Below are 19761 nucleotides of genomic sequence, written 5' to 3'. Positions count from 1 at the left end.
ATCAGCGCCCCCCTTCCACGATGAAGCGGACCCGGCCGTTCTCGGGACGGCTGGGATCGTTGTCGAGCCGGGCAATCTCGGCGCTGGCGATCGGCAGGATCGCCTCGGCGGCATAGTCCACACCGGGCTGATCCATCCGGGCAAAACGGCCCACCGGCGCGTTGCTTTCGTCGGTGGTGCCGATCCAGGACACGCCGTCGATCCGCATCGCGCGGGCGATCATCGGCGACAACGCCACGTCCGCTCCGAACTCCAGGACATCCGGATGAAAGAGCCCGCGGGTTCCATCCGGCAGATCGCGATCGGAAAAGAGCGCCAGGAGATCGCGGTTGATGTCCGACGCATAGGCGTCGGGCGCGGCACAGACAAAGAGGATGATGTCGAGCGGTACGAAGACCGGCGAGACAAATTCCAGATCGTGGCCCGCCAACCGATGATCTTCGATGAACGCGCGCAACTCGGCCTCGACTGCAGCGTCCACCTCGCCGCCTCCGACGAGGTCGAGCGCCAGCGTGACCGTGTGCCAGCTGCCGGTCCAGCGGCGGCGCCCGAAGGCTCGTTCGACGCTCGGGTGGCGGGCGGCAACCACGGCGTAGTCGGCCGCCGTGACCGCACGACGCGAGACGCGAAACGCCTGTGGCGCGGCAACATGCACTGCCGTGCGTGGTTCCGGCACGATGCCGCCGGTTGCCGGGACAGGGTTGCTCAGCGCGAAGATGCCGTTGCCGTCGCCGGTCACCACATGGGCGATCGCGCCGGCCCCGATGTTGCCGCGCAAACCGCCGCCGTGACGGATGCGCGCGACAAACGCGGCTCCATCGGTTGGGCGGCGTCCCAGTACCCCGTCGCCGAAGCGCACATAGGCCGCCCCTGGCACGGTGCCTGGCTCGACCGCCACATGCGGCGCGAAACGCTCCGACGCCAGAAGGTCCGGCACCGTCGTCCATATCTCACCGTCGCCGACGAGCGCGACCTGTGCGACCGGTTCGGCCACCGGCGAAAGCGACGCAGCCGCCGAGGCGGTGCGTGCACTCTCCGGATCGAAAGGCGGCGCGCGCACCACCTCTCCGGCGGCCAGCCGGTAGCGCAGCACCTGGCCAGGCCCGTCATCTGGCAGCAGGCCGTCGGTGGAGAGGGTTTCCAAGAGGATCTCGTCTTCGTGCGCGGGGTCGCCGTGATCGACGGTACGGCCTTCGTCGACCAATAGAACATTGCCACGCGCCACCGACATCGGCTTGCCATCGAGGGTACCGATCGGCAGAGCGAACCTCAACGCGTCTTCGGCGAACCAGCGCACCTCAGTCAAGGCGAGACCGAAGATCGGATCACTTGCAGGCTTGGGGCCTTCCGACAGACGCACGACCTGGCGGTGCGTCGGATCCGGCGGATCCTCGGTGCTACCGCCAAAAGGAATGCGCTCCTCCAACAAAAGAAGATCGCCTGCCACAAGGTCAAGATCGCCGGGAGCCTTCGTCAGGAAAGCGGAGGTTGCGCCCTTGGTGAGGCAGCAGCCCTCGTCGCCCCAATCGTGGAAGCCCGCATCGTTGCGCGCCACGCGCAGCGACTTCAGCGGTTCCAGTGCCTCGAACACCACTGACCCACGTCGGACCATGTCTTCGAAAAGCTCCGCCTCTGGTGTGATCACCGTCGGCCGCTGCTGCCCCCGGTCCTCTGGGCGGGTCAGGAACCGGGTGCCGCGCGCAATCACGTCAGGTGCGCCATCCCGGTCGACATCCGCCGTCACGGCGACGGCTGTGCGCGCATTGCAACCCTCGCCCGGACGATAGCCGAGTAGCCGGGCGTGGCGCACGAGTGACTGCCGAAAGCGCGTGCGCTCGAAGAACGCTTCGGTGCCTATGGCGTCCTGAAACCAGCTCACCTTGTCGGCAGCATCCGCCAGCACCTCAACAAGGGTCACGCCCAGATCCGCCGGATTGCGCTCGGTCCAGTCGGCCATGGTGGCAGACATGCGGTCCAGCATCATCGTGCGAAAGCCGGTGAAATCGCGGGTCAGGTAATCTGTCGGCGGCCCCTGACGACGCGCCGGAACCGAAAGTGCAGGGTCGGCGCAATCGAAATCCGAGCGGCATTCGACTTTGAAGGAGAAGCACACGCTCGCCAACTGGCGATCCATATTGGCGGGCGGTGCAGCGTTCACCGCCCCTTGCCGCAGCGACAGCACATAAGGCGAGAAATCCCCGGCCTGGTCCAGGGTCAGCCGCTGGGTCAACCCGTCCGGCTGCAGCGCCAGCGATAGCACCTTGATGCCCTTGACCCGCGTTCCGCCTGTCACGGCGAAGTTGTCCTCGTTCAGGGCGGCGACGCCATCGGGTTTGAGGAAAGCTACGTCGAGCAGTTTCTGCGCCATGCCAGCCGGTGCGCCGCTGTCCAACACCTCGACGAAGTCGATGCCGTTGATCTCAAGCCCGCCGCCCATGTCGGCGTTGCTGTCCAGAACCCTCTGCCGGCGCAGCGACGTGCCGCAATGACACCTGCACTTCGTCATATCGCGCCCTCCACCACGGCGCGGCGAATCTCGTCGTCGCCGAGGCGGCTGTAGACGACCGTGACCCGCAACTGGCTGTCCACGGCCTCAACCCGCACACCACGCAGTTCGATCACCTCGACCAGCCATTGCTGAAGCGCCCCCTGGACCATGTGCTGGACGGCGGCTGCGATCTCCGGCGTGTTCTCCGAAAACACCATCTCGTGCAGGCCGGCACCGAATTCAGGCCGGTTGAGCCGCTCACCGCGGCGCGTGAACAGCACCTGCTCGATCATGTCGCGGATCTGCTGGTCGCGGTCGGCCTCGGCCGTGGTTCCGGCGGCTGAGATCCGGTAGGGGAAGGAAAACCAGGTCATATCGCGACAACCTTGGTTTGCGGCGAAGACCAGACCACCGGACCGTTGGGGATCTGGCCGGATTTGCAAAGGTCGCCGGGATTGACCAACAACACCGGCTTGCCGGCCGACTGCACCTTGCTGGCCGCCTTGGTGAACTCAGCAATGAGACAGGGCTGCGGCTTGGGTTCGGGCGTCGTGAACGGGCAACCTGCGATCGTGCCCTTGTCGCCGAGAAGGGCTGCCGGCGTGCCGTCGATCAAAAGCTTCACACCCGTCGCCGCGATCGTGATCGGGATGGAATGCGGGCAGGTGGCGACGGTTCCCTGCGTGACGATCGGCGTGGTCATGGCAACACCTTCAGATTTCCGTTGTTGATCGTGACCCCATCGGGACCAAGCTTGACCGTCGATCCGGAAAAGCTCAGTTCCATGGCGTCCGCCCCCGCCTTCAGCACGGCATCCCCCATGGCCGTGGTCATGCTGAGCGTGAGTTCCCCCATGCCCGGCGCGTCGAGCACCTCCAGTTTGAAGTTGTCGCCCGCCCAGATCCGCGTCAGCGCCTGCGTCGGTCCCATCGCCGCCGGCGTGTCTCCGGCGTCCCAGAACCCGCCAGACCAGATTGGATAGTCCGGGTCGCCGCGCTCGAACTCGACCCAGACATTGGCGCCCGAGGGCGGGATGGCGAAGATGCCAACGCCCGGTCCGGCGCCCGGCAGGCAGGGCATGGCCCAGGCGAGCGTGCCATCCCCCATGACATCAGCCACGCTGACCTGCACCCGGCCAAGGCCCAAGGGGTCGATGTTGAGCTCAACCTTGCCGCGGTATTTGCCGAAGAATTTTTCGTCCTCGCAGCTCATATCGGCGATACCTCCGGTGCGACGGCCGGCAGGATCGGATAGAGCCCGTCGCGCTGAAGTGCGAACGACTGGGTATAGGCACCGGGTTTGAGCACGTGCCTGACTTCGGCCACCGTATAGGTTCCGTTGTAGATCATCCCCAGGCCGCGGATATCGACCGCGTAGTAGGGTTTGAGCACCGCGTTGTAGCGCGTGTTGTCGATGGTGCCGGTCACCTCCAGTACCCTTTCGGCCGGTTCGTTCACCTCAGCCATCAGACGCGCAAGCACCTGCGCGGTGTTGAGGCCCGAGGTCACTATCTCCTTCGTCTTGGTATTGCCCATCTGCGTCAGCGCCTCCGACAGGGCCGACATCGGCGTGTTGGTGGAGGTCGGGATCTCCAGCGAAACCACCTGCCCTGTGGAGCGGTCATGCACCTTGGCGCGCGCAGCCGTCAGGGTCTCGCCATCGTGGTTGACCGTGACGTCGTAGGCATCCGACATTGGCCCCAGATTGACCGAGATCGGCTTTTGCGGCAGGCCGGGGCGCGGCACCGGGCCGAAGTAGAGCTGGCTGATCCCCGGCGCCGGGCCGGGATCGATGAACACCTTGTAGCCGTGGCGCCTGGCCATCTTCTTGGCATAGCCGAGGTCCGTGCAGGTCTGCTGCGGCGTGCGGTCGACCGGGATCGGCGGATCGATCACCGGCGGCGGCATAATCACCGGGATCACGCCGTAGGTGGCATATTTCAGCGCCATGGCATTCATGATCACGGTTTCGTCCTGAGCCGGGTGCTGGGCTCGTTTCTCTTCGCGGTCCATGACAAAGGTCAGGTCGCGGCCCAACATCAGGTACTTGCCTTCATTCGACCCTTCGCCGGGTATGTACTGGGTCTTGGTCACCACCCCGTCGAAGATCGGCGTCGGCACCACCCCGTTCCAGACAACGACCACCACCCGCGCTCCGCGCTGGAACCGGGGATCATTGACGAACGGAGGGCCAAATGCGCCAAGCGGTCCCTCTCGCCCGGCCAGCAGCGTGATCTTGAAGCCTGAGTCCTTTTTCATCGCCTGGCGCACCTCGATCTCTTCGATCGCCTCCATCGCCTCGAGCGGTGCGGGCAGCACGACGGCCTCCCTGCCCAGAAGCAGCGTGACGCGAATGCCGAGGATGTTGCCGAAGGCGCTCACGTGGTCCTGCCTCCCCTCGCATCGGGCATCGGAATGACCAGTGGAGCGCCGGGCACCGCGGTCAACTGGTCGGGATGCGCGGCGGAATTGGCATTGGCGATCATCCACCAGGCGGTCGCCTGGCCATAGGTCTGTGCGGCGATGATATCCGCGCGGTCGCTGTCGCTGACGCGGTGCTGGCGCGCCACGGTGTGATCCTCGGGGTGCGGCAGGATCGGCGGCACGATGTGGCGCACTTTGCTGCCGTCCGGCCGGGTGAATTCGGTTTCGGTGGCGATGGCGTATCGGCTCGTTGCTGTGATCATCACGCCCTCTCAGAAATCCAGGTTGCCCGCCACATCGGCGATGTTGTTGACGCTTGCGACGGTGGCGAGCGTCTCCTTGATCACCTGGTGGGTCAGGAAGGCCCAGTAGCCCGGGTTGGTCATGGACAGATCGTTGTAGGTCAGCACTTTCATCGAGACCGCGACATCGGCGCGGATCGGGTTTAAAGCCGGGTCGTGCGCGGTCTCGGTGATCGACAGACTTTCGATCTTGACAGGCACCACCCGCTTCCAGCCGTAGATGAAAAGCGTCAGCGGTGCGGCCGGCGGCACCACCTCCATGGTTCCTGCCAGCATCAGCGCCTGGTTGATCGCAACGGCGATGGTTTTCGGATAGACCATCATCTCGAGCGCTGCGAGATAGCCCGAAATGCCGCCGCCCAGAGGTCCGTTCTCGCCCTCTTCCATCTGGTCGATCAGGTCCATCTTGAGGTTGGCGCTGATCGTCTCCGTGGGAGGCCCCGCCAGCCGCAACGGTTCCGCCCGCCCGTTGCCTGCCTGGCTGTAGTTCGGCGCGATCGACCGGGTGATCTGGTCGGGGTTGTACTGGAAGATCGCCACCGAAGAGAGCGGGTTGAAAAGATCAAGCCCGACAAGAGCGCCTTTCTGGACTTGTGGGGAGATGGTTAGACCCGTCATAGCAGGCTCCGATCTGAGACGCCGGACGTGGAACCAGTGAAGTCATTCTTTGGAAACGGTCTCATCTGTCAGCACTCAGCTTTGCCCAGAACCCGTCGCTGCCGGTGGGATTGATCTCGATTTCGGTATCGTTCTTCAGCACATAGGGGCCGTCCGGGAGGTACTTGATCCAGTCGCCGGACTTGTCACGCCCCACCTCGATGACCTTGATCCGGATGGGTAGCGGTCCGAAGGTCTTCAAGTCCGACGTCTGGACGTAGAGGTAGACGTCGAACAAGGTCTTGGCGTCGCCCCGCCCTTGCGCGAAACCACCGGAAGGCCCTGGCAGGATGGTGTGATAGCTCGTTACCGTCCCGCTCGGATCGGCGATTTGTCCACGGCGTACCGACTGGGTCGATTGCCCGCCGGATCCGGGTTGGCCGCCGCTGCCGCCGGCCGCGCCGCCTGCGGGCTTCTGCTCGGGGGGCTGTCCCGCGGGCTTGTCTTTTGCCGCGTCGGGTACGGTTTGCTTGTCCGCCGGTGGGCTGCTTTTGGCGGTCGGCGGGCTGCTCTTGTCCGGTGGATCCCAGACCTCCGGAGTGCCCCGAGGCGGCGGCGCTTCCGGCTCGAGCAGCTTGCGGAATTCTTCCGGCAGTTTGCTGCGGTCGACCTTGCCTGCGTTGTCAACGATTCCAGTGCCCAGGCGACCATGTTCGCGGATTTCCTTCTGGGTCGCTCGGCGCTCGTTCATGCCCGGCGGGAAGCCCGGCGGCGGTTTCGAGAGGTCGCTGCCGCCCCGTCCGCTACCCGGATTGTCGATGTCCTCGCACGGGACCTCGGCCGCGTCAGGCAGATCGGGCGCATCGCCGATATGATCGCAAAGCAGCGGCTTCACCTCGGGCGGCAGGATGTCCTTGACATGGCTGCGGATCGTCTCGGCGATTTCCTTCGGCAGGTTCTGGATGATCGCCCGGCCGAGGATGAACTCCTTGATCAGGTCCTGTGCGACACAGGAGCCCAGCATGTGCGACAGCAGATACTCGCTGGGCGAGATGTCGAAGAGCGAAAGGATGTAGTCGACACCGGCAACGACGCAGGAAATTCCCACCGTTTCGAGCCCGCCGGCGGCGCAGGAGGCGATGCGGGCGACGTTGAACACATGCCGGGCGATGCTGATGAGGGTCTTGGCAGCTTCCCAGGTGTCCATCACGGCTTCATAGATGCTGCCGAAACGGGTCTTGATCGCCTCGGCCGCCTCTTCGACCTTGGCTTCGATCTGAGCCGCGATTTCCTCATACTTCTTGACGAATTCGCCTTCGATCGAGTCGGTGTATTTGCTGAAATCGGAGCCGATCATCGACTTCAGCAGCGATTTGAACCCTTCCTCGACGCAGTCGACCAGATAGGCGCCAACCTGCGGCAGCATGACCTTGATGATCGCGCCGAAGATCACGCCGCCGACCTTCATGATCGCCTTGCCGATCTTGCCGCCACTCGTGCGCTTCTTCGCGCCCGCCAGGAAGTTTTCGAACTTGGTCTTCAGCCGGTGGTAGATGTTGAGCGCCTTGACGAAGGTCGCACCAAAGGTCTTGCGCATTGCCCCGAGCATCCGCCCCGACCGCCCTTCCATGAGCTCGGCACGGTTGAATTCGGTTTGCGCCTTGGTCAGCGCGGCTGTGTCCTGCACCGGTCGCGAACCGTCGGGACCGGTGCCACCCAGCAGCTTGACGGTGTTCTGGATCGCTGTGTCGAAGGCCAGCTTGGCGATGTCCGCCTTACCGGTCCCGGTCTTGATGTTGGTGTAGTCGGCAAAGGTCCTGGTGAAGGTTCTCTGCTTTTCCTTCCAGGTGTTGTACTGCGCCTGGAACGGATCCTCCTGTGGCGGCAGCGGCTTTTTTGGTTTCTTGGGTTGAACGCGGGCATCGGCATGGCGCAGCGGCATCACCTTCTTGCCCGTCGGCGAAGAGACCATTTGATCGTACAGGGTCTGGCTCGCCTCGGTCAGCTTGGCGCGCCGGTTGGACCGTGATGTGCTGGTGTCCTGTTCCTTGATTTCATCGGGCCAGAACACATACTCCCACAGGAACTTGGCGCCGCTTTTCTGCCGGTAATAGGACTTCCCCGTATAGGTGAACCCTGTAACGTTCTCGTACTTGTCACGACCAAGGATCGTCTTGCTGTACTTGTTGAGGCGCAGCTTCAATGCACTTTCCAGAGGGATGAAATCGCCGCTGCTGGCGGAGCTCGCCATCTTGGCGGCGCTGAAGTTGGTCCTGGCGAGCGAATTGCTTCGCGACGACCCGGTCAGGGTTCCGGCTGGCGCGGTGCCATTCTTGACGGCCTCGCTCTGTTCCACCGTCTTGTTGTAGCGCCGGGCGGCTTCGTTGAAACCGGTGGCGTAGTCGCCAACCTGTTTTTCCGCGTCGCTCATGCGATCCCTGTCACCGGCGAATTTTACGTCGCCAATCTCGTAGCTCGAGGGCGCATCGAGTGCGGATCGAATGAAGTCGGTGGTCGCCCAGCGAGGGCTCGATTCCGTGCTGTATTTCTCGTAGCCTCCGCCCGGTCTCAGCGCGGCGCCGCCGATGTGAAGCGACTTTCTTGTGTCGTAACCCAGGCTCTTGGGTACGACGTTCTTACCGCCGTCCGACACGACGTACCACGGCAGTGCGGTCGGCCCGCCAGCGCCAGTTCCGGTCCCCGTCCCGGTGCTGCTGCCAATGCCAGTGTACGGTGCAAATCGCAGTCCCCAGAGCTTGTTGGGATCTGAGATGACCAGGTCGGCATAGCCAAACCCGTCGTCCACAGAGCCCTTGTCGCGCTGCGCGTTGGGCACCGCCACCTCACCCATGAGTTTTGCATTCTTCTTGACCGCGTCGGCAACGACGAGGTCATGGGTGGGTGTCTTTTGGGGATCCTCGCCGAAGTAGAGCGTTTCGCTGATGATCTCGGACGGGACGCGGCGCACTTTCGGCTGCACTTCATCCGGCTGGGTCTGTTGCAGCACATGCGCCAATTCGTGCGCCATAGTGAAGGACGGCGCTTCCGCTTCGTTTCGCCCCAGCCAGACATGATTGCGGTAGGTAAAGGCGAGCGACGAGATGCTGTCATTCAGCGCATCCGAGGCGCTGCCGCGATGGATGCGCACGCCAGAGAGGTCGCGCCCCATGCGGCTTTCGAAAAAGTCTCGGGTTTGCGGCGAGAGGGCGCTGCCGCCGGATTCCAGCTGACCGGCCGAGGCGGCAATGTGTTCGGTACCCGCAGGGCCGTCGGCCCGCATCCGCGGCATGTCAGTCAAGTCATGCAACATCTCGCGCTCAAGCAGCGGCGAGGGTATGCGCTGCACCGTCGCTACGGCCCGACGCGGCATGACCGGCATCTCTTCCTCAGCAGCGCTGCAAGCGGCGCATTTGCGTTGAACGACCGATCTGCGTGCCATCACTTCCGGCTCGTCGTCTTCGCTCCGGCGCTGAAGACCGGTGCCGGGGCGCTGGGTCATGACGGTCGCTGCGATTGAATCCGCTTCGGCCTCGTGCGGATGGTCAACCGGTCCCACCTCCAGTCTCGGCATCACCGGCGTTTCGTCACCTCCGCAGGCCGAGCATTTCCGCCTGATGCGACGGGGCATGGCGTCCGGCGTTTCTGCGTCGAGCCCGGCACGTTGAACGGAATTTGGCTCGCGGGTCGCCATCACACGTCCGGCTATGTCATCCGCTTCGCGCTCGAACGGGTCGTCCACCGGGCCCACTTCAAGCCGCGGCATGACTGGCATGGTGTGCTCGTCATCCTCTCGGGCGCATTCAGCGCAGACGCGCTGAACCGAAGGAACCGAGGACAGCGAAGAAAGCAGGCGCCGAGGCACCTGGTCTTGATCCGGCAACGGCTCGGCCTTGTGTTTCGTCGGCGTCGCGACGGCAAAGGCGGGGGGCTTGGCGGCTTGGGCGACGCTCACGGACATGGCAGCCCCCCGGCAGCTGGCCTGGTGCTGCAGGTGATCGCCGGCGCAGGTCGCGCTATGTCGCCCCGCCCTACCATTCGAAGCCGATCCCTGTGAGGACCTGGTGCGCCCTTTGGCGCTCCGGTCGGCCTGAAGTGGCGGCATCCTCGTCGCCCAGAGGCGCCAGGAAATTGTAGAGCACCTCCATTTGCACCGGTCCGAAATCATAGCCGAGGCCGCCGCCGGCCTGGAGGCCGAACCCGGCCGGAAGATCGCCGCGCGCGGCATCATAGTAACCGCCTCCGAAGATCCGCCCGTAGAGGGACCGGTAGACACGATACTCCGCACCGCCGCGCAATCCGGCGCGGATAAAGGCGTCCCGATCGTCGACCGGCACATCGACATGAACGCCGGCGGTCAGGGCACCGCCGGCCCAGTCCAGCAGCGCATTGTATTGCAGCGAGGCGACGAAACTTGTCCTGTCGCCCGCCACCTCGGCGCCTAACAAGCCGGTTCCCTGACTGGTGAATTGGAAGCCCTGATAGGCAAGCGCGCCGCCGAGCCCAGTCCAGAACCCGACCCTGGTCGCCGGATCGGTATACTCGACCTTGAGCGTGACCGGATTTTTGTAGCCGTCGAGAAAGGCAGCCAGTTCGTCGAAGCTGGTTTGGATATCGATGCAGCCTGAGCTGCCGCGCAGTAGCCCGCCGTGCAGGAAGAACGCGCTTCGCCTTCCGGCATTGCCACACGGCCCCTCCCTGACCGCGACAGGATTGAGGTGCACCCGTCCCGCCCCCCAGTCGCCGGCATGAATGCTCTGCCCCTGGACCGTGACGTTTTTCTTGCCGACGATGCCGCCGACCAAAAGGTCCAGCTGCTCCCCGGTTGAAAATTGGCTGATACCCGGTGGCGAAAAACGATAGGTGCCCTCCGGGATCGGCCCCTTGTCCTTGATGCCGGTGAAACGCTTGTCGTTCAGATAGGTGTCCACATCGACATCGGCGCCGCAGGCCTTGGCATCCTCTTCAGTAATCTTGATCGGACGACCGGAATCGCCGTCGTAGCGCATGATTTCCTCGCCGTCGCCGTAAACGATCAGTTCCTCACCGTTGAAGACCATCGTGACTTTCTTGAAGTCGGTGGCCTTGCGTTCGCCGTCCGGCGCGCGGCGGATGGTTTTCTCGCCGGCGGTCTGTTGCAGGGTATGCGTCAACTCGTGCGCCATCAGGCGGCGGCCCTCGGCGGTTCCGGGGGTGTACTCGCCCTTGGCCAGCGCAATATCGTTTCCCAGCGTATAGGCGCGCGCCCCGATCAAGGCCGCGGCCTGATCAACCTGCGGCCCCTCATGGACGCGCACATGCGAAAGGTCCTGCCGGAAACGCGGTACGAAGAAGCCGGCTTCAGCGGCACTGAGCATGCGCCCGCCCGCAGAAACCGCTTTGGCCGCCGTGGCAGCGCCGGATGGCCCGCCCAAAGTGTTGCCCCGAGTGTTGCCCCCATGCCCGCCGCCTTCCCGCTGCACCGAAGCGGCCGTCATGGGCGTGACAGCCCGTGCAGCGCTGCCCATTGCGACGGTACCTGCGACCTGATCGGCCTCGTGCTCATAGGCGTCATTTGCCGGACCGATCACCGGCTTGCGCTGAAGCACGCCAGGCACCGCGCTGAGCGATCCGGGCAGCCGCATCTTAGGTTCGCACACGGCCGAGCTGCCGCGGTTGCGTGCGGCACGGGGCATCGAACGTCGGGCACGCAGAGCAGCGCGCAGGGACATCAGCCACCTCCTTTTGGACGGGTGAGCGCCCCGGCGATCCGCTGACCGGCAAGGCGTCCGAGCGCGTTAGGCCCGTGGCCTGCAGCCGGTGGCAGGCTCAAACGCACATGATCGGCGCCGCCCTGCCCGGTCAGCGCGCCGCCATTGGCGGCAAGCTGCGCGGCAAGCGCCGTCCTCAGCCCCTCGGCCAATGCGGCCGCGTCGCCTGCGTGCACGCCATGAACGCGAAGCCGGTCGATATTGAGAACGATCCGTGGCCCGGCAGTCATTGCAGCCACCCCGCGCGTTCAGCGTCGGTCATCGGCCGGCCAACCTTGTCATATTCGAGTTGCGCCGCCTGCAGGATCTCGGCCATCGACACTGCGCAACCGCGGTCGGCCGCAAGGAAGGCCGCGCCCAGCGCGATGTTGCGGATCGATCCACCGGCCAGGTTGAGCTGTGCCAGCTTGTCGTAGTCCAGTTGCTCGCAAGGTTGTTCGTCAGGAAAGATCCGCATCCAGATCGCCCGGCGTTCGGCCAGATTGGGAAAGCGGAAATCGACGATGAAGCGCAGGCGACGCAGGAAGGCGTCGTCGATATTATCGCGCATATTGGTGGTCAGGATGCAGAGCCCGCGATAGGCCTCGAGCCGCTGGAGCAGGTAGCTCACCTCGATATTGGCGTGCCGGTCATGGCTGTCCTTGACCTCGGAGCGGCGGCCGAAGAGCGCATCGGCCTCGTCGAATTGCAGGATCACGCCGCCATCCTCGGCCGCATCGAAGACCCGGCGCAAGTTCTTCTCGGTTTCGCCGACCCATTTCGACACCATCGCGGAAAGGTCGACGCGGTAAACATCGAGGTCGAGCGCATTGCCGATGACTTCGCCGGCCATCGACTTGCCCGCGCCCGACGGGCCTGAAAATAGCGCCGAGACCCCGAGCCCTTTGTGCTGGAGCCGCACGCCGAAGCCCCACTCGTCGTAGACCTGCGTGCGGTTGCGCACCTGGGCAATGATGCTTGCAAGCACATCCTTCTGTCGCGGCGGCAGGATCAGGTCGTCCCACGTCGCGGGCGAGGCCACGCGATGCGCCAGGTCGTCCATTCGGGGCCGCGCGGCGCGGCGGCAGGCCTCCCAGGCGCAGGTCGCCAGATGTTTCGGATCGCGATTGCGCTCCAGCGACATTTCTGCGGCGACGGCATGCGCAGCTTCCGGAGCCACGCAGAAGGTCGCGGCAAGGCGCGGCAGGGCCGGGATAAGATCGGTATCATCATCGCTAAGAACGCTGTGCCACACGGCAAGCTGCTCGGACGCCTTCAGGCGCGGCATCTCCAGGCGGAGCGCCAACCGGTGGCCGACCCGCATCGGCTCGACCGAGGCGATGGCCAGCGGCCCGCCATAGGTTTCGGCAAAGAGCTGGGCGGTCCGTGTCTCGCCCATGTCGTCATGCATCAGCACCAACCGCCCGGCACACAGCATCATATCCCGGGTGAGCCCAGCGGCGAAGTCCACCAGTTCGACGGCTGTCTGGGGCAGAAGCTGCGAGTTCAGCGCATAGGTGATGGCGTTGATCCCGGCTGAGGCTTCGGCAAAAGCGCAAAGCTTGCCCTCGGGATCGCCGCCGGTCAGGTGCAGCACCGGTGTGTCCGGCAGAGACAGGCGGGAACCGATTTCCCGGGCGAGCGTGGCGCGGTTGGGTGCCAATGACAACGGTCGCGGAATGCGGCGCAGCAGGGCGGAGGCCCCGGCGTCCAGCGAGGGCGCACCGACAAGGCGCAGCAGCACCGTGTCCGCAAGGCGCAGGCGCGCATCGACCAGCGAGCCGCTGCCCTCGATCCGGACCAGCCCTGCCCGGCGCAGTGGCGCCTCGGCCGACAGTCCCTTCCAGTGTGCGCCCGGCAGACGCGTCAGTGCCAGCGACAGCGTGGGGGCAGAGGTCAAAGGATCGTCAAGCAACCGGGCGACGATGTCACGCCCGTCCGGTTCCAAGGCGACATAGGCGCACAAGAGCAGGATGTTGCGACCGAACGCATCCAGTCGGAAGATATCGGCCAGCTCGCAGGCAGCGGTGCGCGGCGGTTTGGTTTCGGCGACCGGGCCGTGTTCGAGCCAGGCGCGCACGACCGGGAAGGCGTCGGCCAGGGACGCGATATGTTCGGCGCGGCTCACAGCGAAAGCTCCGGGCCGATGATCTGGCCATAGGTGGAGCTGCCCGCGGTGCTGTCGAGCGTGACCGGGCTGAGGAGCCCGTCGACATCGGCCCTCACCAGATAGTCGCCGCGCGGCAAGCTGACAAAGGAAAAGGTGAGCGAGGCGGCGTTCGCTCCACCCTCCACAGGGATACGCCCGGCCAGGATCACCTGCGCCGGCGCTGCCGGGTTGCGGACATCGAGAAGCAACCGGACCGCCTGATCCGACCGGATCGAAGGGGTGAAGCCGATATCGACCGTACCTGTCGCCGTCGTTCCACCCGCCGGCGCGGTGATCGTACCGACGACGATCGCCGGGCTGAGTGCAAAGGCCAATGCGTTGGAGCGGGCGCGCACGTGATCCGGCTGGTCAGCGCTGGTCCTGGGTGCAATCGCCTGCAGTTTGTGGACGCCGACGGCCAACTCGACGCCGCCGAAGGTGGGGGCATCGAGCGTCACTGCAAGCGCCGCCTCCGACTGCCGAACCCCGCTCATGGCAAGACCGCCACCATCGACTTCCAGCTCGAGCCCCGGCTTGGCCAGGCCCCTGCCCGCCACGTGGAGGATACCGCCCCAGACCGGCGGGATGATACTGCCGGGCGCCCTGCCCGCTGCGTCGAGCCGGAGCGTTGAAACCGGCGAGACCCAAAGCCCGGGATGCGCCACCGGGGTAGGAACCGGTGGCGTGGCGGACGTCTCGATCACCACATGGCTAACCTCGTAGGAGAGCGACAGCACATAGGGGACCTGATAGAAGATTGACCAGATCTTCGAGAAATCATCGATCGTCATCAGTTGGCGCGTCACGCGCAGCCGCGCCAACGCCGCCTCCAGATCGCTATCTTCCAGCTCGTCGTTGTCTTCGATGGCGTTGTGGATCGTGGTCTTGCTCAGCAGCGGCTCATGCTCCAGAGCCAGCATCACCTCGCCCAGCATCAGATCGGGCTCGAACGCGTCGTGATTGCCGTAGAAGCTCATTACATAGTGCAGGTTCAGCGCCAGCTTGCTGGGGCCGCGCATCTGGCCGGTGGCACCACGCGTCGGCAGATGGTCATTGGCATGGGCGGCATTGGGCTCGACCCGGTAGAGATGAAGATTGACGAGCGGCGCTGCATCCTCGGCAAGCTTGGCCGTGGGCGCCCCCAACCGCACCTTGGCATTTGGCACCGCGGCGTTGGCCGCCGACAGGATGCGCCGGAGAAAGGCTGCGCTGACGGTGGATATGGCCAGCGGGTTGCTCATCGCCCACCTCTCCCGTCGAGAAAGTCATCCAGGCTGATCCCCCGAGCCTCCGCCCTTGCCGGGGCTGGTTGTCCGCCTCGCGGCGGATCCATCACCACCTCGATGGAGCCGATGCGGATCTCGACCTGGGGCGGCTGTTGCGGCTCCACAGCTCGGTCAGCGTTCCTGCCTCGCGGGACCTGCGCTGCCCAATTCGGCGCGGTATCCTCGCGCGCAAGCAATGGCGGGGCGGCCCTCGGGACCGGGACAATCGATGATCGCGATACCGGCCGACCATCGGCAGCGACAGGGGACGCCGCCGGTTCGGGATCCGCCCGGGCCGTTTCGCCGGACATGTCCCCAAGAGCGTCTGCAAGTGTGCCGTTAGCGATCACCGGCGCCGGGGCGGACGGCGCGATGGGCGGCGAAACGGGGGCGTGCGCGACCGGAGGGGTTTCAGCGGCCAAAACGGCTTGCGACGACGTTGCCACCGGTGGCGTGACCGCCGGCCTCGAAGCAAGAGCAGCCGGAGCAACGCCTGCGGCGGGCGCCAATGGCATCATGCGACGCGACGGTGCAGCCGGTGCCGACGTGGCTGGCGTGACCGGCGCTGCAGCGTGTGTCGACCTCAGGACCGTCGTAGCTGCTGCGGATATGGTCGGACCCGCGACGGGGGCGGCCGCCGGAGGGGCGGCCTCTCTGGTGCGCGGGGTGCGCGACGGAGCCTCGGAAGACATGGAAGGCACCGGCCTATCGCTGTCGGAGGGTTCGGACCTTTCACCCAGCGTTTCGAAGGGGCCGGGCCGGCGCGGCGCCAGCCGGGGCAGCGTGCCGCGCGCGCGCGCGGCAAGGTTGCTCAGGAACGCGCTCATGCCAGTGCCTCGGCCACATAAAAGGCCCGCCGATGCTCCGGCAAAGCGAGGATCTCGGCCTCGGACCAGTGGAAGACCCGAGCGATGTGCACGACGTCATGCAGGATCTGCCGCGAAATCTGTTGCAGCTCATGAGCGACGAAATGCACCGAATCGAAAGCCACGGATTGCCTGGCGCCGCACTCCGGGCAGCCGGTCTCCAGCCACACATCGGCGCCCGGATCGATCGCCTCCAGAGCCTCGGCAAGGCCATCGAGCGGCAGATCCATTGCCGTTTCCTGGACCCGTGCCGCCAGCATCCGCGCAGCCGTTTCAGGTTCGGCGATGGTCTCGATCTCAAGAATGTCGCCGACGGTCACCGGGCGCACGACCGCCTCGCAGCCAGCGATCATCACCTTGTGAAAACCAGGTTCTGGCCAAAGCGCCTCCCCCGCCAGCCCGAGGCTGGCGGGTTCGAGCGTGAGCTCGTAGATCTTACCGCACGCTTCGCAAACCGGTTCCGCCCGGAGCGGGCCCGACCTCAGTCGTGCCCGGATCGCCAGAACCAAACGGTCGCGCGCCCCCATAGGCAGGGCCAAGAGGGTCCCGCACGCGGCCTCGGGATAGGCCCGTTGCAGCAGCGCGACCGACCATTGAGCCGGCGACAGCACGCTCGCGCGGTCGGCCAGCTCAATCACCGCGGAGGCGTCCAGCCGTGAGGGAGCTCCCAGGGGCATGATCAGGCCGGAACTTCGAAGCTGGGCTCTTCAGGCTCAGCCACGTCTTCGTCCCGCTCCCATCCCTCGTTCTCCAGCTTCAGCGTCTGGATCGCGATGGCGCTAGCCGAAGCGTCCATGTCGGAGAAGGCCGAAAACTCGGAGGGCCAGCATCGATAGAGCTTGTAGGCCAAAACAATCTGACCGGCCTCGTTGTAGATTTCGAGTATCAGGTCCTTGCGGAAATCCTTGAGCGACACCTCCGCCCCGAGGCCCGCCCCATAGTTCCACACCTTATTGGCCCATTGCTCGAACTGCTTGGAATGGGTAACCCCGCGCTCCAGCGTGATTGCCTCATATTCGGTCTGGCCCGGCGACTTGCGGCTGGTCGAGGGGTCGCCACCTTCGCGGTGCTTGACCACCTCCGTCGAGCGCTTGAGCGCTGAACACTTGCTGACGCCGGCAACGTAATCCCCGTCCGGCAAGCGCAGACGGAACTTGTACGTTTTATAGGGGTCGAAACGGTCGGCATTCGTGGTGAACTGTGGCATGTTTGTCCGCCCTCCCTTTAGGACGCGCTGCGGATCTGCTGGATCGAAATGATGACGAATTCGGCCGGCTGCAGCGGCGCGAAGCCGACGACGATGTTGACGATGCCGCGATTGATGTCGTCCTGCGTGGTCGTCGATGCGTCGCACTTGACGAAATAGGCCTCCTTGGGGCTCGCCCCCTGGAACGCGCCCTGCCGGAACAGCCGCTGCATGAACGATCCCACCGAGAGACGGATCTGTGCCCAGAGCGGTTCGTCATTACCTTCGAACACAACCCATTGTGTGCCGCGGAACAGGCTCTCTTCGATGAAGAGCGCGAGGCGCCGGACCGACACGTACTTGTAGTCGTCCGACAGCACGTCCGAGCCCGCCAGCGTGCGAGCGCCCCAGACGACGCGGCCGATGTTCTGGAACGACCTCAGACAATTGACGCCGATCGGGTTGAGCAGGCCGTTTTCCCGATCGGTCAGCTTCACGGTCAACCCCTGGGTATTGGACAGCGTCGCGGCCAGGCCGGCCGGCGCCTTGAAGACCCCACGATTGACGTCGGTGCGGGAGATCACGCCCGCCACCGCCCCACAGGGCGCGAAGGCATCGATTTGACCGCCGCGCAACGGATCACGTTTGAGAAGCCGCGGAAAATAGAGCGCGGCGTTGCGGGCATTGGTGAGTGGAAGCACTTGGTCCGTGGCGTCGAGCTGGGCATTCTTCGCCGTCGTCGCCGCGGTGTCGGGGTTGGCGTCCCATTCGTTCGGCGGATCGACAATGTAAAGCGCGCGCCTTTCAGCGCAAAGTGCAGCGGCCGTTTCCCTGACGGCCTTGGGCAGGGTGGCCTCGCGGGTGTCGGGTGGGATGCAGAGCAGGTTGAAGATATCCGCCTTGCGCAGCGCCTGCATGCCGGTTTTCAGCGCCGGATCACCTTGGTAGGTCGCATCGGCCAGCGTCGTTCCGTCGTCGCCACCGGTAGCAGTACCTGTGGCGGCATCCGCGGGCCGGCTATTGGAAAAGGTCGGGGCCGGCGGCGCTTCAACGAGGTTGCTCTGGGCCGCGAGGATCCGGTCGAACCGGCGCTGGCCCGCATCGCTTCTCATCGACAGGGTACGCAATACCTCCCGGGTGTCAGTGGCAGTGTCGACGATCTCCAGATCGAAGATGTCGTTGACTGTCAGTCCGTACTTCTTGGCAGCTGCGGCCGCGCCCTCGGGATCGGCGACGTCCGGGTGCGAGATTTTCCCTGAGAGCGAATTACCCCAGGCACCAGGGCTCTTGGCCCGCAGGATCAGGGTGCCCACAGTCAAGCCTGCATAACCGTCGCCGCCGTCCTGCTCGAACAGCCGTACGATCAGGCATTGCCCGCCGCCGTTGGCGAAGAAATCGTCGACGGCGTAGGAGACATTGCTGTCGCTCCAAAGCCCACCGAAGCGGCGATTGAACTCGCCCATGTTGAAGCAGGGCGTCGGTTCCCCGACACCCCCCTTTTTCGTGCGTCCGACGAAAGCGGCAATCGAGGTCGGCACACCGGCGACGGTTCGCACGCCCGAGTCGAGCTCCTGAATGTAGACGCCGGGATAGGTTGGAGAGATGGGCATGCGCGGCTCCTGTTCTCAAACGGATCGTGAATGCAAAAGCGAACGATGCATCGGACGGCCCTTGCGGGCCGTCGAAACCGGATTGAAAGTCAGATCAGACCGTCAGGCCGATCAGAACCGTTACCTTGGCGGCTTTATCCGCCGATGTGTTGTGAACTGTCAGGGTGGTCAGATCGCCCGCAAAGAGCTTGACCGCCTCTCCGAACAAGAGGATCGGACCACTCAGCGCGGAAGCATTGGCCCCGTCTGCCTTGACCGTCACCGAACCGTCGAGAAGATCGGAAGAGATCGCGAGAAAGGCGACGTTGTCGACCTTGTCGACCTGCAGGGCCAGATCGCGCTCTGCACTTCCGGCGTCGAGATCAACAGAGACGGAAACGATACCATCGCCCGTCGATGCGCCCTTGGTCTGAATGGCAGAGCCTGACTTGCCACCTGCGGTTAGGGACCACGTGATTGTTTCTGACATGAAAGGCACCTCGGAGAAAGCGTTGCGCGATCAGTCGGAGAATTCAGTATCACAATTTTAAATTGCACCAGCAAACACGGACGCTTTAGCGAGATCTGCTGCTTTAAGGCCCAGCTCGCCGGATAGTGCTTAGGGAAGCCCAAAGGCATTCGCAGCGTCGAACGTAGCAACGTCACGCTTGAGATATACTTATCAGAATGCAAGAAGATAATTATAAAGATACAGAACACACAAAATGTCAACGGAGATAATTCTAATCTCTACACTGCCGCTTCCAATCGAACACCATTCCACATTAAAATAAACCAAGTATAAATCCCAATAGAATATACGGGATAATATGTATAAGTTGGGGCTTCCCGCACAGGCGGTGAGACGCGGCTGGCGTAAGTTCAAAAACAATTGCACGACGTTGGTGATTTGCGTTGTTTGTTGCGAGACTAGGTCGCGACCGTCGGGAGAGGCACTACATGCGTTACTGCTTCGCATTTCCCCAATGATTTGGTCGTTTCAGTGCACATATTATGAGTGCTGAAGCCTCACAGCCAGATCGCAATCATCAGGTGGCAGAGCAACGCCGCAACGTTCCCGACGAAACGTTACGCGATTTTTCTAGCGCTCGCGTCGCGTCATTGGCTAAGCCCAATGTATTACGCAAAATGTCCATTTGGGCGAGTTGC

Annotated in this window: 16 protein-coding genes; all 16 read right to left on the bottom strand. The window is 64.3% G+C overall.

The features are described 5' to 3' along the window. Nucleotide 1: 1 nt before the first annotated feature. A complete protein-coding gene (locus tag IB277_RS30280; protein WP_192372409.1) occupies nucleotides 2–2506 on the bottom strand; it encodes a putative baseplate assembly protein in 2505 nt (834 codons plus the stop codon). Then, the gene (locus tag IB277_RS30275; RefSeq protein ID WP_060519094.1) at nucleotides 2503–2862 is read right to left on the bottom strand and encodes a GPW/gp25 family protein; all 360 of its coding nucleotides are present in this window, start codon (nucleotides 2860–2862) and stop codon (nucleotides 2503–2505) included. Before IB277_RS30275 ends, IB277_RS30280 begins: the two co-directional genes overlap by 4 nt. Continuing rightward, nucleotides 2859–3191 carry a hypothetical protein gene (locus tag IB277_RS30270; RefSeq protein WP_060519092.1) on the bottom strand — a complete coding sequence of 111 codons (333 nt, stop codon included), beginning with the start codon at nucleotides 3189–3191 and terminating at the stop codon, nucleotides 2859–2861. Before IB277_RS30270 ends, IB277_RS30275 begins: the two co-directional genes overlap by 4 nt. Next, on the bottom strand, nucleotides 3188–3700 hold the full coding sequence (locus tag IB277_RS30265) for a phage baseplate assembly protein V (protein ID WP_090300666.1): 513 nt from the start codon (nucleotides 3698–3700) through the stop codon (nucleotides 3188–3190). Before IB277_RS30265 ends, IB277_RS30270 begins: the two co-directional genes overlap by 4 nt. Beyond that, the gene (locus IB277_RS30260; RefSeq protein WP_090427537.1) at nucleotides 3697–4869 is read right to left on the bottom strand and encodes a hypothetical protein; all 1173 of its coding nucleotides are present in this window, start codon (nucleotides 4867–4869) and stop codon (nucleotides 3697–3699) included. Before IB277_RS30260 ends, IB277_RS30265 begins: the two co-directional genes overlap by 4 nt. After that, entirely contained in the window at nucleotides 4866–5174 is a 309-nt protein-coding gene (locus tag IB277_RS30255) for a LysM domain-containing protein (RefSeq protein WP_113080087.1), read from the bottom strand. Before IB277_RS30255 ends, IB277_RS30260 begins: the two co-directional genes overlap by 4 nt. A 9-nt stretch (nucleotides 5175–5183) precedes the next feature. After that, on the bottom strand, nucleotides 5184–5831 hold the full coding sequence (locus tag IB277_RS30250; protein WP_060519084.1) for a hypothetical protein: 648 nt from the start codon (nucleotides 5829–5831) through the stop codon (nucleotides 5184–5186). 61 nt (nucleotides 5832–5892) lie between these two features. Continuing rightward, nucleotides 5893–9768 (bottom strand): DUF4157 domain-containing protein, encoded by a 3876-nt coding sequence (locus tag IB277_RS30245; RefSeq protein ID WP_192372407.1) that lies wholly within the window; start codon nucleotides 9766–9768, stop codon nucleotides 5893–5895. Nucleotides 9769–9838: 70 nt separating this feature from the next. Next, nucleotides 9839–11518, bottom strand: coding sequence for a DUF4157 domain-containing protein (locus tag IB277_RS30240; RefSeq protein WP_192372405.1), 1680 nt, complete (start codon nucleotides 11516–11518; stop codon nucleotides 9839–9841). Then, complete coding sequence (locus tag IB277_RS30235) at nucleotides 11518–11787, bottom strand: hypothetical protein (RefSeq protein ID WP_060582076.1); 270 nt, start codon at nucleotides 11785–11787, stop codon at nucleotides 11518–11520. Before IB277_RS30235 ends, IB277_RS30240 begins: the two co-directional genes overlap by 1 nt. Beyond that, the gene (locus tag IB277_RS39005) at nucleotides 11784–13664 is read right to left on the bottom strand and encodes an ATP-binding protein (RefSeq protein WP_192372403.1); all 1881 of its coding nucleotides are present in this window, start codon (nucleotides 13662–13664) and stop codon (nucleotides 11784–11786) included. Before IB277_RS39005 ends, IB277_RS30235 begins: the two co-directional genes overlap by 4 nt. Further along, nucleotides 13661–14926 carry a DUF4255 domain-containing protein gene (locus IB277_RS30225; RefSeq protein WP_060582078.1) on the bottom strand — a complete coding sequence of 422 codons (1266 nt, stop codon included), beginning with the start codon at nucleotides 14924–14926 and terminating at the stop codon, nucleotides 13661–13663. Before IB277_RS30225 ends, IB277_RS39005 begins: the two co-directional genes overlap by 4 nt. 847 nt (nucleotides 14927–15773) lie before the next feature. Further along, a complete protein-coding gene (locus tag IB277_RS30220; protein WP_143556366.1) occupies nucleotides 15774–16454 on the bottom strand; it encodes a hypothetical protein in 681 nt (226 codons plus the stop codon). Nucleotides 16455–16495: 41 nt separating this feature from the next. Then, entirely contained in the window at nucleotides 16496–17023 is a 528-nt protein-coding gene (locus IB277_RS30215) for a phage tail protein (RefSeq protein ID WP_060519070.1), read from the bottom strand. Between the two features lie 17 nt (nucleotides 17024–17040). After that, the gene (locus IB277_RS30210; RefSeq protein WP_246812854.1) at nucleotides 17041–18465 is read right to left on the bottom strand and encodes a phage tail sheath C-terminal domain-containing protein; all 1425 of its coding nucleotides are present in this window, start codon (nucleotides 18463–18465) and stop codon (nucleotides 17041–17043) included. A gap of 241 nt (nucleotides 18466–18706) precedes the next feature. Beyond that, entirely contained in the window at nucleotides 18707–19081 is a 375-nt protein-coding gene (locus IB277_RS30205) for a hypothetical protein (RefSeq protein ID WP_060519066.1), read from the bottom strand. Nucleotides 19082–19761 lie beyond the last annotated feature (680 nt).

Origin of the sequence: Ensifer sp. ENS07, assembly GCF_014852185.1 — a bacterium.
GTDB lineage: Bacteria > Pseudomonadota > Alphaproteobacteria > Rhizobiales > Rhizobiaceae > Ensifer > Ensifer adhaerens.
The sequence above is the reverse complement of the archived record's forward strand: the minus strand, read 5'-3'. Positions and strand labels throughout refer to the sequence as shown.